Raw genomic sequence first — 14,163 nt, forward strand, 5'->3', positions numbered from 1 at the left:
TACCGTTGGCTGTAACGGGCGCCCCGTAGTAAGTTCACTGCTTCGCTCACTTACTCTGCTCAAAGACCATCTTCCATCTTAAATCTGTTACCCATTCTCAGCAAACAGGGCTCTCTTCAAACGTCCTTAACATGTACTCTTCTTTTCAAAGCTTTCTTTTGATTAGATTGAGAAAATTATAGCAATAAACATTGACCTTGTCAACGTAAGACTAAAGATTTTCAAATTCTGTTGGTTCAACATCTGCTAAAACAGCAATCCAGGCATTTTCTTCATCTAATGCACTTGGCTCTTGATCAGCCGCTTCATTAATCGCAACTACCTTACCAGATAATGGACTACTGAATTCACTGACTGCTTTTTCTGCTTCTAATTCAATTAAAGAATCACCCTTAGCTAATGTTTGTCCGACTTTTGGAAATGTTGCAAAAGTAATCTTCCCTAAATCCTCTTGGGCTTCGGCAGTTAAACCAATTTTATAACCTGCTTCTGTTAGTAAGACCCATAATTGATCGATTTGTTTCATTTCACTCATTTTCCAAGCACTCCTTCGTAATCTGCTTCTTTAAAACCATTCGTTAGAAATGTATTGTCTTTTAAGAGAATTGGACGCTTAATCAACATGCCATCCGCAGCTAAACGCTGACTTGCTTCTTCAATAGAAAAACTGTCAACAAGATCTTTTAAGCCTTGTTCTCTATATAAAACCCCACTTGTGTTAAAAAAACGACGAACAGGCAAGCCGGTTTCTTTCATCCATTTTGCTAGTTGTTCACTACTAGGCGGTGTTGCTTTAATATCAATTGCTTGGTATTTAACGCCTTGTTGGTCTAACGACGCTTTCGCTTTTTTACAAGTTGAGCATTTAGGATATTCATAAAGTGTGTACATTTCTACCCCTTCTTTCTTCTTTCTTTAACGGCCACTTCTGGTACGAACCGTTTCTTGTTGGTAACGCATGGACATAATTAAGCCCACCCCAATCATGTTACCTAAAATGGAAGAACCACCTTGACTAATAAACGGTAATGGAATCCCAGTTAATGGTAGTAAACCAATATTTGCTCCAATGTTTTCAAAAACATGGAACAAAATCATCATGATAATTCCTGTGGCAATGTAGGCATAGAATTCATTATTTGTATCAAAACAAACGCGAATCATGCGGTAGATTAAAATAAAATACAACAAAATAATGAAACAGCCACCAATAAAGCCAAAGTTTTCACCAACAACTGTAAAAATCATATCTGACTCACGAACAGGGACATACACATCACTCACGTTAAAGCCTTTTCCGAAAAGGCCCCCAGAACCAATTGCTGTTAATGCTAGCGCTGGTTGGAATGAGCGATCTGGATCTGTATGGAAAGGATTTAGCCATAAATCAATCCGATCAAATTGATAAGCTTTAATGCCAATTTTAGACAATAAGTCTCTTCCTGTTTCTGTTGTTACCAAGTAGATGGTTCCAGCTCCGACTAGAGCAGCTATGATAAAGGCGGGCACAATAATTTTCCAAGTAATGCCAGACATTAAGAAAACTCCCCCAAAAATGGCTAAGAAAACTAACATCGTCCCGAAGTCTTTTTGTAAAAGTACTAAAACAATTACCGGAATCGCCACTAATAGCATTTTAGCGATTAGCCAAAAGTCGCTTTTGAGTGTTCGGTCCACATATTTAACATTATGCATGGTCACTATATAGGCCAACATCAAAATAAACGCAATCTTCATCAATTCCGATGGTTGGAATGTGGTGCCACCAAAGCGAATCCAGTTTTTAGAACCTGTTTGCTCTGCTAGCACGGGATCATAGAATTTCAGTAGTAATCCCATTAATACTAATCCAAGTGCATAAAAAACGGGCGTTAACCGCCAGAGTAATTTTGAGCTAAAATGCATAATAATGACAATACTTAATCCTCCGACTAAATACCACAGTCCTTGTTTCATTAACAAGCTACCAATTTTAGGTTTGCTTGGATCATTGTAAAGCGCTACGTAAAGCGATAGCATACCAATTAGTGATAAAAGAAACACTGGTAATATCACGCCGTAATCAATTCGACTATCTAAATTTGTTTTCTCTTTTCTATTCATTCGTCATCCCTTTTCCTTTGTTCATACGTTTTTTATTATATCTTTCTCACAGAAGAAAAGAAAGGAATTCTACTATATTTGAGAAAAACTTTAGAGAATTGGTCCTTCACTAGCAATTTTTTCTTTTTCTTCAATCCTATTTTGCTTTTATTTAAAATTTTTTACATCAGTGATAATGAGAAAGTTTACTATAAACAGTCAGTAACAAAAAACAGTCGCAACTAAAACACGTTGCGACTGTTTTTATTCGCTTTTTCTTTGTTTCGTTTGTTGTAGCTCTTTATTAATTCGGACAATTTCGTTGCCAAAATTTTGCCAGTCACTGGCTCGCGGGGGCGCTAGCCAAATTAAACATTTTACTGAAAATAACGTTTTTGGTAAATAATCCGAAACTACTAAATCCGTATCTGGTCGAATCGCTGAATGAAAGTGAATGCTGAAAGATTCGAATATTTTGATTTGTTCTTTGATAAACTGAGTATATTTTTCTCCTTGCGTAAAATTCACATAAAGATTGATCGTGCTTTTTTCATTCCTTTGGTCATAAAGACGGGATAACACTAATAGCAAATCAAAAAATAAAGAAAGCTTACTAAACTCAAACGCCGAGCAATCCAACGCAAATAAAAACTGACGACAGCTATTAAAAACAATTGGGTAGCGTTCCTGAAAAAATTCTAAATCCATAATTCGTAAGGTGATATCGATGAACGGCGTAATAAAACGATGTTGATAAATAATCGGAACAATTTCTTGATAAAATTCTTCGTCCGAAATTGTAAACGGCATATAAGAAAAGAATAATGTTTTCGTAGCCGTAATTGTCTCATTGTGAGAACTCAGCAAATGTTCCGAAATAAGTTCACTTTGATAGACCGATAAATTGCCGATAATTCCTTGAATTTCTGCGTTTTTCTCTGCATGAGTCGCCTTCATCACTTCGTTGATCCAACTTTGAATTTCTTGATAAATCGAACTTTCTTCATCAAAAGCGAATGGATTTTCTTCTTGGGATAAAAAATAATTAGCTTTTCTCTGCGTTCGTTCTAACGCCACCAATACATAATGTTTAAATAAATGAAAATTAGTGATATTTTCATAAGAGCCTTTCAATTGAGCCAATAATTGGTTCACTGCGCGAAGATCTGTTTGATTATATAATTCTTCAGAATCTTTGTAAATTCGGTAATAGAGCATAGTAAAATATTGTCTAATCGCCATTTCATTGCCGCTAAGTTGTAAATTTTTGGATAACTTAATACCGTATTGCCCCAATTCTTTCCGGATATGGTCAACAATTTTGTATACAACCGTTCGACTCATCCCATGCTTTTCACCATATTTTTTGATTGAGGTAAACTGATGAAAGAAAATCGTTTTTAATAGATTAAATTCTAACGAGTCTTTTAAATAATATTCTTCAATAATACTTGAAGAAATACGAAGGCTTTGAGATAACAAAATTTCATTATTTTTTTCACTGATTTCCATCTCATTAATCAGACCAAAGCGTTGCAAATCTGCATTGATTTCTGTTATGTTCCGTTCTAGCAAATAAGGAGAAATAGCTAATTGCTTACATAAACGATCTTTTCGTTCAGAAAATGAATATTGTTGCTCTAACTTTCTAATAATCGCTAATTTTAAATTTTCCCGATCATCTAATAACAAGAATTCCATTTAAACTCTCCTTGTTCCATACAAAAGTGAGCCTGACAGGAAGCTTAAAGTGGTACCAAATTGAGAGGACCCACTTGCCGCTCCTCCAGTAATTTCCACTGGGGCTATCGTATCTATTTTTTTCAACAACTCATCATTTAACAGCACCTTTTTATTTACTCGTTCCTGTTCAATTTTATTTTTCTTTTTCTCCTGTTTTGTTTGTTGCTCCTTGTCCTGTCTTGAGGCAATAATTGGTCTTTCTGGCCCAATCATTGCTTGACTATAAGGAAGCTCTGCAAGCATATTCCCCTCTGCAGCAAAATTAGTAGGGTTGACATACACCTTCGCAATAGAAAGGTATGACTCGTAACGGAAGGTTACAAAATAAAGGCCTACTTTTTGAGTATTTACATTATTTTCTATAATTACATTTTCTAAATTTAGAGGGCGTCCCTCTTTATCTTTTAGAAAAACAACATTGTCTAATGGTGACCATGCTTGATTAACTCCTACAAACGTGTCTTTTAATTTAAGTTCCGTTTGATTTTCTTTGACCGTAATGGTTGCTGTTTCAATTTTGCCATCCACTTCATAAGTCACGGTATATTTGCCTGGTGTTGTCGCTTCGTTTGCATAGCTATTCACTGAAGCAATCAACATTCCTGAAGAAAGAAATAAGGCTGTGCCGATACTACCATAATAAATAGTTCGCTGGTTCATCTCGTTTATTATTCCTCCAAACTATTTCATAAAAATAACTATCTTAACAGAAAAACCTGCTAATAGGTGTTCTTAAAATAAAAGTCACTTGTAAAACTTCCTATTTTCCAAGGAAACAGCTACCCTCATTCATGCACTTATTCATCTTTTAAGCGTGGAACAAAAGTTACTTTAAACTTTTGCCCCACGCTCATTTAATTATTTTCGTTTCTTCTTGATGACTATACCACTAATAATCACAATAAGTAACACAACAAGTCCTAGCACACGATATAGACCATTAGTTTGTTCTCCCGTTTTTGGATAACGTCCTTGCTTGTCAGGTTTCACAATATGTGTGACATACTGACTACTTTTTATCGTGGTTTGATTCGTTGAGGAACTAGTCTGGTTGTTCTCATTTTTATCTGGTAGTGGTGTAGGATTACGATCAATCACATGAACAGTTGCTACTGTCGTCAATTGACGAGGTGTCTCGTTTGAAAACATTGAGAAAAGTCGTGACTGCACAGCTGGTTTGGTTTCATTAACTGGCTCAGTGGTATAGGAAATCTGGTACTCTCCTGTTTTCTTTGTATCAACTTTCCCTTTCACTTGAACTTTATCAAAGGATATAGCATGACCGTCACGATCTGTCGCTGAAACGAAATTATCTTCTGGTTTCCATTTATCGCCGACATAAATCGTTGTATCTTTGACCTCTAACTTAGATTGGTCGGGTTTGACGGTCACATGGGCTGTTTCTTCTTTACCTTCGTAACTGTATACGATTGGATAAACGCCTGCTTTGCTAGTATCAACTTGACCTGAAACAGTGATTTTTTCGAAGGGAACGTCTTGGCCTGTTTTGTCTGTTGCCGAAACGAAATTATCTTCTGGTTTCCATTTATCGCCCACATAAATCGTTGTATCCTTGACTTGTAAACGACTATCATCACGGACATGAACGATTGCTTTCGCTTCTTTTGTGCCATTTTTATAGACAATTTCATAATCGCCTATTTTATCAACATTCACTGTTCCCTGAACGTCAATTTTTTCAAACGGAACGTCTTGGCCTGTTTTGTCTGTTGCTGAAACGAAATTATCTTCAGGTTTCCATTTATCGCCGACATAAATCGTTGTATCTTTGACCTCTAACTTAGACTGGTCGGCTTTGACGGTCACATTAGCTGTTTCTTCTTTACCTTCGTAACTGTATACGATTGGATAAACGCCTGCTTTGCTAGTATCAACTTGACCTGAAACAGTGATTTTTTCGAAGGGAACATCTTGACCTGTTTTATCTGTTGCTGAAACAAAGTTCTCTTCTGGTTTCCATGAATCGCCGACATAAATCGTTGTATCTTTGACTTGTAAGCGACTGTGATCAATTGTTTTAGTTAATGGAATTTTTAGTTGATTGTCTCCTTTGACCAGCTTAATGGCTTTTCCTGTCAAATACTCTTCATCCACGGAATATTCCTGCGGTACATTCGTTACTCGCAAAGTATAATCACCTGTCATGATGGCATCAAAGGAGTATTGACCTTTTTCATCTGTTGTAAATTCGGTTGCTGTATGCGTGACATTATCAATTAGTTCAAAAGAAACCTTCGCAATTGCTTGGTTTTCATCCTCTATGTTATGCGTATAGAATGTGGCAGTTGCTAAATAAACAATACCTTCCGCATCACCTTCTGAGAATTTCAATGTGATTGGCGCAGTGGTGACTTTTTTCTTGCTAGCAGACATCTGGTTCAATGTTTCAGAGTCGATTGTTGTTTCTGTATAGATTTGGCCAGCGTTTGCAGAGACAGTATTGTATTCAATCGTAATGTTTTCTGTCAATGTATAGTCTTTAAAAATGACTTTCGCACCGTTTGTAGTCTTCTCTAATGAATAAGCATCTTCTGGCACGCCTTTCACGGTAATAGAATTCAAATCGATTTGAGCATTGCTTGTGCCTTTTGGTGTTAATTCAATCGTTGGATTTTTCACACGATGTGTTTTATTATCAATATTTTTTGTTGTTACTGTCGTTTTTGTTACATTTTTTAATGTTGGATTCGCCGCTTGTGTTGCACTCAAAATGTCTAACGCTTCATTTTGAACAGAAACCGAAGCAGACCCTTCATTATTATTCGATTGTGGTTCTTTAGCTGTCCCTGTTATATAAAGAGTTGGCACGTCGATCCAGCCATTGGCATTTTTATACTCAATAATGTAACGTTTGTTGGTTTTTCCAAAATCAAACGTGTAACTATTGGTATTTTCGTCAAAAGTAATCGTTGGGTATCCAGGACTGTCTGGTGACATTGGTTTATCAAAATAATAGCCACGATCCCAGTATTGTGGATAAATTGAATCTACCTGATCGTTTGAAACATCATAAATGTCAAAAAGAACATCGGCGCCAGCTGGAATTTTTGTACGGACGCTTAGTGAGTCAAAAGAATCATTTCGTGCATTGACAAGGAATTGATTTTTACTACTTTGAAGTGTTCGTTCAGAACCACGCTTACTATTAGTAGTTACTGTCGTATCAACTGGAGTTAAACCTTCAGCACTCATTGTTATCGGTATCGTATCGACTGGGATACTTTTATCTTTTGGCAAACTATCGGGCACATAATTAAAACCAATTGGAATTTGGATTTCGTTGGTTATTGGCGTAGTGAACTTAATAACTGAACCATCTGACGTTGGCGTTACTGTATAATCCGTTCCTAACTTGTAATAAAAATAAATTTCTTTTGTAGCTCGCAATGAAAGATAATTAGGATGCTTTACTTTAATTTCTAAATTTTGAATCGGTGTCTCTTTGCTTCCCATAACTGAGACAGTTGTTCTTGATGAATAGGCACCATTTTGATCATAATTACCCCAAGCAGTTTCAGCATTCAAAGGATTAACAACACTAATTGGTTCAATATATTGATCAGATACTAATTGAATGGCTTTATTGGGACCAATTACAGGTGTACTTAATGATAGATTAATGTCCTTCTTGTCAAAATCCATTGTTAAATCAGAAATATTTATTCTTAAATAGCTATCTTTTGTGGCCGTTAAGGTAAGCTTGCCACCTTCAGTTTTAATATCAAAATAGTCTTCCAATTTTACATTTTCATATAAAGGACCATACGCCGTAAATTTAGGATTCTTAATTTCTTGACCGTTTGTACTCTCTAATACGATTTGTTGACCCACTTTTGTTTCTGTTAATGTGCCATAAATTGTTACATAATATTTCCCTTTGCTTTGAAAACTGATATAGGACATACTACGCATTTCACGATCAGCAATTACTTTACTTGTTTGACTCGTCTTAGCAGTAAAATCGGTTGTTTGTTTAGTTCCTGTCGTACTTTTCAAAGAAATTGACCCAATTTTTGTGGTTGGATACTGCTGCGAATATAAGTAGTTATAGTCCGAAGCACTCTCTAAATAAATTGTCCGATTAATCGATAAGGAATAGGCTTTTTGTTGATTCATGTTTGGAACAGTTACAGCAATCCGCCCGAGTGAATTATCGCTTAATATATAATCTTTGCCAGGTGTTAACAAGGTTTGCGTTTCTGGTAAAATTTGACCATTAATGTCGACATCGTAACTGAAAACTTGAGGTTCCAAGTTATCTTGTTTTCCAAAGACAGCGCCTGGCGTCTCTGTTGTTAATAATTCTAATGTTTGATTGCCAGTTAACGTCCGGTCTAAATTATAAAAAATTTCGCCATCTAACCCTGTCGTTCTGGTTCGTTCGTTATATTGAATTGGTTCCACTTGTTCATATAAATCAAACGAGTAGGTTTTTTTATTTTTTCCTGGAGTTTCAATTTTGATTAATGGTTCCGCCTCTGTTGTTAGATAACTTTTTAGTTCTACTTTAAAGGAAGTATCTGAAACTCGTTGATTAAACGTAATACTTAATGTTTTGGTTGCCGCATCGACTGCCCAAGTTGCGCCAATGCCCGTCACATCTCCGCTAACAGTTGAATAACCTAAATGTTCTGGTAATCGAACTGTATAAACTGATCCAGGTGCATAACCTGTGTTTCCAACAGCAAATTGGAACGTAGCGGTTACCGGTGTTGTATTTAATTCGCGGTGAACCTCTGTTTGGCTGTATTCTGTTCCACCAATCGGCGCAAGACTCATACTGTCAAGTAGTTCATCTGTAATTGGCGCTTGAACATCTGGTAGGGCTTTTTCATTAAGTGAGGTATCCTTGTCCTCCGTTGTTTGTTGTTCAGATGGTGTAGCAGCATCACTGGAAGCTGTTGTGCTCGCCTCTGTGGTTTGCGATTCAGTTGTTGCAGTTGGTTGATTCATTTCTGAAGTATTCGTTGTTGCTAAAGGTAAAGATGGTGTTGAGTTCGATAACTCTGCCTCTTTTTTTGCTGTATCAGTGGTCTCTGTTTGTGCTTCTGTCGTTGTTACAGCATAGGCATTTGCGGCAAACCCGAAATTTTGTGCGAGAAGTATACTCAACATCACAAAAGAAAAAGTTTTTTTCTTCATACTAATCCCCTTTCAATAAAATTCATATAACCTAATAATAGCTTGTTAAAAATGAAACAATTGATTAATTTTTTTTGAATCTTCGAAAAAAAAAAACATCTTTTCATAAAAAAATACTTGGAAAATCAGCCACAATCACTGTTTTTCCAAGTATTTTTTTTATGAATATTTGTAAATTATCGTTTCTTTTGACGAAAAACGACCACGAAATAAACTGCAATAAACAATAACACTAAGAGCGAGTTACTATTTTTAATTAAAGTTAAAAATTGACTTGTTTGCATTGAAATGCCTTTGCCGCCAGTCAATTCTAATAAAAATTGTGTCGTGCCACCTTTGCCTACTACAGTGACTAACATAAGCGCCATCAAAATAAATTGATGGAATAAACTCCCTTTTGTTTGTGTTGTATATTTGATAAGGATGCGGCTATCTTTTGGCAAATCTGTCTCTTGATAATATCGCCTAGCTAAAAAGCTATTCAATGTGCTTTTGAAAAAACTCAAGAGAAACAGGCCTAAAATAGTCCACGAGGTAAGAAGTAATATTCCCAAACTTCCCGCCAGACCAACCATTGGTATGTTGTTTGACCATTGTTTCGTTTTACTAGCTACAATCATTGCAAAAATCATCCCTAAAACATAAGGTAAATAGAGATAGATGCCCATATGAGCTCTGCCATAAACCCCTGCAACATAAATGGAGCCAAATAAAAATAAATAGTTCCCGACAATCCCGTTAATCAAGGTCGCAAGATTCATTTCTAATGATACTTTATACGCACCGCGTTTGCCATAATGACTAACGAAAAGGACAGCCACCACAAAGAAACAGCAGGCGCCAACAATCGCATAATCAAATTCCACCGCATTCGTTAATAAGCGACCACTTCTTAATAAAAGTAATAACACAAAAAAGATAACAAACAGAATTAATTCTTTTCGTGAAACTTCTGCTGATTCTTCTTCTAGCTCGTTTAATGAAACAGGATAGCTCTTGATTGCTACTAAAGCAACCAGAAAATAGAGCGCGTACACCAATAACGCCAGTCCAATCTCAGTCGCTTTAAAAAATAAAGCGCCAAATAAAACAGCGGTCAATAAGACTGTCGTTAAAAGATTGCTATGACTGATTTTTTGACCTTCTTCTTTTAAGAAAAAGCGAATTGATTGATTACTTGGTGGCAACAACGCTCCACTAAGTCCTAACAACATTCCTGAAATACTATAAAGCGGGAAAGAATAAGCGCCGGCAATCCCAATTAAGGAGCCTGCCAAGCCTAACAATAGAGAAATCTTTAGTAGACCTAGACTAGTTAAAGACAAATTAATTCCTCGAACCAGAAAAATGCCTGTCATACGCAATGTATAAAATAAGACAAATGGTAAAATTGTTAGAAGGTTGTGTCCATCACTCAATTGAATGTAAAGTAAATAAGGCACAACAATAATCGTATTACTTAGTAAACTTAATGCTGTATTACCAAGACTTTCAATTTTTTTATTCATTTTGACCTCTTCTTTTATCTTTCATTTTCTATTATTTTTAGGGTAGCATTGTTTACTTTTTTTGTCCATAAAATAACAGATGCAGCAATTTCCTAATGTTTATTTTCCACTGTTACGTATAATAGTTAATGACGACAGCTTGGACTTTCTCTGTTCCGTCATTTATATACGTGTGTACTTGATTAGCATCAAAATACATAGCGGCGTCTTTTGGAAGAAGGTATCTCTGACCGCCCACTTCAAGAGCTAATGCTCCTTGAATAACCATGACATATTCTGTCGAACGTTTTGAATGCCCAACAGCTTGATACTTTTTCCCTGGATCTAATTCAAACTGAAAGAGTTCAAAGTTTCTTTCCTGGTTGTCCGAGTAGTAATTAAAGACTCGATAGGAGTGATCTTCAGAATGTTGTGTTACCGTCTCAGTTTTTTTAACCACGGGATTTTCTTTAACATAATCATCTTCTAATAAATACGTATATGGAACATTGAGTCCATTACTTATTTTCCAAATTGTATTTATGGTAGGATTGGTGGTTCCTTTTTCAATCTGCGAAAGCATCCCTTTACTCACTCCGGTTATCCCAGCTAGTTCATCTAACGTAAGTTTTTTTTCTTGTCTAATTTTTTTTAAATTATTGCCAATAATTGTATTAATCTCCAAAATAGTTGCTCCTTCTGTTTCTTTTTATCATCCAAAAGTTTAATATATTGAACAAAAGTATTCTTTATTGTATTATACAATATATATCTTAGTTGTTCAAAAGGAGTGGTTAATAATGAAAACGCTCATTCGCTCGTTGTGTCTTATTATCGAAGGTCTAGATTTTCAGACACACGTGTTTAAATTTTATACAGAAAGAAGGAAAAAAAGAGAATGAACCACCAATTAGATGCACGCACTGGCATTCGTGAAGCCTTGCCAACGGTTTTTGGCTATATTGGTATTGGCATTGCTTTTGGTATCGTAGGACAAGCAGCAGGTTTTTCCCCTCTGATTGTTAGTGCGATGTCGTTTTTTATTTTTGCAGGATCTGCTCAGTTTGTAACAGTTAGTATGTTGACTGGCGGCAGCCCTATCTTATCTATTGTGTTAGCGACTTTCTTAGTAAATGCGCGTATGATTCTTATGGGAATGACCATTGCGCCTTACTTTAAAGCCGAATCTCTCGGTAAAAATCTCTGGTTGGGAACCTTACTGACGGATGAAAGTTTTGCACTAGGAATGAATAAATTAAACCATACCAAAGGACGTTTAAGTTTTGAGTGGTTTAATGCTGCCAATTTGATTTCCTATGCGACTTGGGTTTTTTCGACGATCATCGGTGCCTATCTAGGGCGCTTTATTGCAAACCCTCAAGCATTAGGTCTTGAGTTTGCGGTCGTGGCTATGTTCATTGGTTTACTCTATCTGCAGATAATTAGTGATCGTTCCATGAAAATCGCTTTACAACTCATCATGGTCCTGATTACTTTTGGGTTGATGTCTATTGGTCTAATTTTTATTCCCAGTAATTTAATTGTCTTAGTTGTCACGTTAATCGGTTGTGGAATAGGAGTGATGATAAAACATGCCTTCTTCTGAGTATCTCTTTTTAACAATTTTAGGCTGTACCGTTGCAACCTGGCTTTCAAGAATACTGCCATTTTTACTTTTAAAAAAAATCAGTCTGCCACAGAAATTATTAGAATATCTAAGTTTTGTTCCCATTGTGATTATGTCAGCCTTATGGTTTAGTAGCTTATTTGAACAAAGAATAGGGCATTTACCAAGCCTCAATCTTCCTTATTTATTCGCTTCATTTCCTACCATTTTAGCCGCAATACTCTCTAAAAACTTATTACTTATTGTACTGGTAGGCATTGCTTCATTTGCACTAATCCAAAATTTTATCTAAAAAAACAGACAGGCACTACCATCTGGTAGTGCCTGTTTGTTTTTTTAGATGCCAGCTGCAGAGATCGAATCTGTTATCTACGCGTTACGGGTAAATGTTAAAGCATATTTCGATATAAACACTTCAACATCAATATATTTTTATAAAAAATAAAATATGCTTAATTTTATAAATATGTTTTAGTAAGTTTTCAGACATATAACTATTAGCTATTCCATTAAATTGAAAACCCAATTAAACCGCACTATAACAGTTTAAGTTCTTCTAGCTATCATTGATGAATTATTTATAATTTTCACAATGCTTAATAAGCTCATAAGATATACTTTCTATCATAATATCTATCATTTTTACAATTTTAAAAAAACTCTCAAAGGATTGTATAAAAGAAATATTTCTGGATTCTGCAATTCATTTTGCATTAAACCACTATATTTCTACAAAGTTATATTTGAAGAATTATTTAAAATAAAGAAAATATACACTAAAATACATCAAACACATAGCATTAACGATAATACAAAAAAAGGGAAATACTATTCAAAAATCGTCTTTTTTACTTAAATAATTACTTTTCTGGTATTTTCAATAATATCATCTTTAAACTGTACAACATCAATTATCGCTAATTTCTTAATAATTTGAACATATTTATCCATATATTCAAAATCAACATCACCTTTATTATCCACCGGTAGCTCTATATTCATTACAGAGATAGCATCCAAGGCAAATGACTGCTGTCCCCAACTAAAGTTAGCAAATGCCTTTTTCATTGAACTGATGATATACAGAGCAGTATTTTCAGTCAATATTCCAAACTTTTTATTTAGTTGAAATATTTGGATTTTATCTCCTGTAAAATAAGGTTCTGATTGATAATACATCGTAGCAGTATCTTGTCCAAATGAAATCGTATTTTCAGGATTTAAATAATTTTCATCAAAATTAATATAGCCTCGAATACCATTTTTACTTTCCCCACGAGCTACATAAGGATATTGACCATCAAATGATACACTATTAGCATTGATCTTTTTCTTAGTGGAGATAATATCAAATATTCCATTTTCATCGACAGCTACTTTCTTTCCTCTCATAAAGTAGGTTGACGCTAGTTTGAATGGTTTAAACTGTGGTTTGTAGTCTAACAAGACTTTTTCATCATCTGATAAATGATAATCGTTCAGACGAGTTGCTATTAGATATTCTTTTAACTCTTGGATACGTTCAATTTCCAGCTCTTCTATAAACTCCTCCATAAATTGCCAATCAATATCTGATTGAGAATAGTTTTTTGGATCTACTTGTGAAATTAGTGGAAGCAGAATTGTCTCATTTTCAACCTTATTATCCCAAGTAGCTTTATTATAATAGTCAAATTTTAATTGTATATTTTTCTGTAAACACTGTTGTAAGAATAGAAGTTGACGGTATGTTGGTGATATTTTTCTAAGCCTTATTTGATAAGCATTATATAATGTGCCCGTTCTCTGCGGTTGAGCATATACCATACCAGTAGAAACTGCACCATCATTTACAATATCTATAGTCATTTCAACAGATTCCCAATCTTTCTCTCTGCCGTAATACATAATACCATTATCACCGACTTTAGCATTGATAAGTGGTAAATTGAACTCTACAGTCTGTACTTTTGACAGGTCTTTTTTCTTATCAAAAGTCTTTTTAATACGCTTTAAGGGAAGTTTTTCAAACAAATTTCCTATACGAAATCGTCCCCATTCTCTATCATTTAAACTAGGCAT

General features: G+C 35.1%; 11 protein-coding genes and 1 other annotated feature (1 of these 12 only partly in view). Of the genes, 2 read left to right on the plus strand and 9 right to left on the minus strand.

The genetic code is table 11. The annotated features are described in order from the left end of the window. Positions 1 to 158, minus strand: a binding site (T-box leader) (it extends 90 nt beyond the left edge of the window). Positions 159 to 211: 53 nt separating this feature from the next. From IGJ04_RS04970 to IGJ04_RS05005, 8 genes are all read right to left on the minus strand, one after another. Continuing rightward, positions 212 to 526: a glycine cleavage system protein H gene (locus IGJ04_RS04970; RefSeq protein ID WP_438840351.1), complete on the minus strand. Its 315-nt coding sequence runs from the start codon at positions 524 to 526 to the stop codon at positions 212 to 214. A 5-nt stretch (positions 527 to 531) separates the two neighbouring features. Beyond that, on the minus strand, positions 532 to 891 hold the full coding sequence (locus IGJ04_RS04975) for an arsenate reductase family protein (RefSeq protein ID WP_438839997.1): 360 nt from the start codon (positions 889 to 891) through the stop codon (positions 532 to 534). 24 nt (positions 892 to 915) lie between these two features. Next, entirely contained in the window at positions 916 to 2,103 is a 1,188-nt protein-coding gene (locus IGJ04_RS04980) for an FtsW/RodA/SpoVE family cell cycle protein (protein WP_002367107.1), read from the minus strand. A 243-nt stretch (positions 2,104 to 2,346) separates the two neighbouring features. After that, positions 2,347 to 3,783, minus strand: coding sequence for a helix-turn-helix domain-containing protein (locus tag IGJ04_RS04985; RefSeq protein ID WP_438839998.1), 1,437 nt, complete (start codon positions 3,781 to 3,783; stop codon positions 2,347 to 2,349). Next, positions 3,784 to 4,485, minus strand: coding sequence for a bacterial Ig-like domain-containing protein (locus tag IGJ04_RS04990; RefSeq protein ID WP_438839999.1), 702 nt, complete (start codon positions 4,483 to 4,485; stop codon positions 3,784 to 3,786). 198 nt (positions 4,486 to 4,683) lie between these two features. Then, the gene (locus tag IGJ04_RS04995) at positions 4,684 to 8,988 is read right to left on the minus strand and encodes a bacterial Ig-like domain-containing protein (RefSeq protein WP_438840000.1); all 4,305 of its coding nucleotides are present in this window, start codon (positions 8,986 to 8,988) and stop codon (positions 4,684 to 4,686) included. A gap of 176 nt (positions 8,989 to 9,164) precedes the next feature. Beyond that, positions 9,165 to 10,496 carry a hypothetical protein gene (locus tag IGJ04_RS05000; RefSeq protein WP_002409658.1) on the minus strand — a complete coding sequence of 444 codons (1,332 nt, stop codon included), beginning with the start codon at positions 10,494 to 10,496 and terminating at the stop codon, positions 9,165 to 9,167. A 112-nt stretch (positions 10,497 to 10,608) separates the two neighbouring features. Beyond that, positions 10,609 to 11,160, minus strand: a complete 552-nt coding sequence (locus IGJ04_RS05005) for a helix-turn-helix domain-containing protein (RefSeq protein WP_002362234.1) — start codon at positions 11,158 to 11,160, stop codon at positions 10,609 to 10,611. A 213-nt stretch (positions 11,161 to 11,373) separates the two neighbouring features. On the opposite strand from IGJ04_RS05005, the gene IGJ04_RS05010 reads away from it, so the two are divergent. Both IGJ04_RS05010 and IGJ04_RS05015 read left to right on the plus strand, forming a co-directional pair. Next, the gene (locus IGJ04_RS05010; RefSeq protein ID WP_002356628.1) at positions 11,374 to 12,081 is read left to right on the plus strand and encodes an AzlC family ABC transporter permease; all 708 of its coding nucleotides are present in this window, start codon (positions 11,374 to 11,376) and stop codon (positions 12,079 to 12,081) included. Next, a complete protein-coding gene (locus IGJ04_RS05015; protein WP_002356627.1) occupies positions 12,068 to 12,394 on the plus strand; it encodes an AzlD domain-containing protein in 327 nt (108 codons plus the stop codon). Before IGJ04_RS05010 ends, IGJ04_RS05015 begins: the two co-directional genes overlap by 14 nt. Positions 12,395 to 12,954: 560 nt before the next feature. On the opposite strand, the gene IGJ04_RS05020 is transcribed toward IGJ04_RS05015, so the two are convergent. After that, complete coding sequence (locus IGJ04_RS05020; RefSeq protein ID WP_057086440.1) at positions 12,955 to 14,163, minus strand: restriction endonuclease subunit S; 1,209 nt, start codon at positions 14,161 to 14,163, stop codon at positions 12,955 to 12,957.

This window comes from Enterococcus sp. AZ050, assembly GCF_051715085.1.
In the GTDB taxonomy this organism is placed as follows: Bacteria; Bacillota; Bacilli; order Lactobacillales; family Enterococcaceae; genus Enterococcus; species Enterococcus faecalis.

Coding starts and splice junctions, on each gene's coding strand:
- IGJ04_RS04980 (WP_002367107.1), bottom strand. CDS start 2,103: ATGAATAGAAAAGAGAAAACAAATTTAGATAGTCGAATTGATTACGGC.
- IGJ04_RS04990 (WP_438839999.1), bottom strand. CDS start 4,485: ATGAACCAGCGAACTATTTATTATGGTAGTATCGGCACAGCCTTATTT.
- IGJ04_RS04975 (WP_438839997.1), bottom strand. CDS start 891: ATGTACACACTTTATGAATATCCTAAATGCTCAACTTGTAAAAAAGCG.
- IGJ04_RS04970 (WP_438840351.1), bottom strand. CDS start 526: ATGAAACAAATCGATCAATTATGGGTCTTACTAACAGAAGCAGGTTAT.
- IGJ04_RS05015 (WP_002356627.1), top strand. CDS start 12,068: ATGCCTTCTTCTGAGTATCTCTTTTTAACAATTTTAGGCTGTACCGTT.
- IGJ04_RS05020 (WP_057086440.1), bottom strand. CDS start 14,163: ATGCCTAGTTTAAATGATAGAGAATGGGGACGATTTCGTATAGGAAAT.
- IGJ04_RS04995 (WP_438840000.1), bottom strand. CDS start 8,988: ATGAAGAAAAAAACTTTTTCTTTTGTGATGTTGAGTATACTTCTCGCA.
- IGJ04_RS05000 (WP_002409658.1), bottom strand. CDS start 10,496: ATGAATAAAAAAATTGAAAGTCTTGGTAATACAGCATTAAGTTTACTA.
- IGJ04_RS04985 (WP_438839998.1), bottom strand. CDS start 3,783: ATGGAATTCTTGTTATTAGATGATCGGGAAAATTTAAAATTAGCGATT.
- IGJ04_RS05010 (WP_002356628.1), top strand. CDS start 11,374: ATGAACCACCAATTAGATGCACGCACTGGCATTCGTGAAGCCTTGCCA.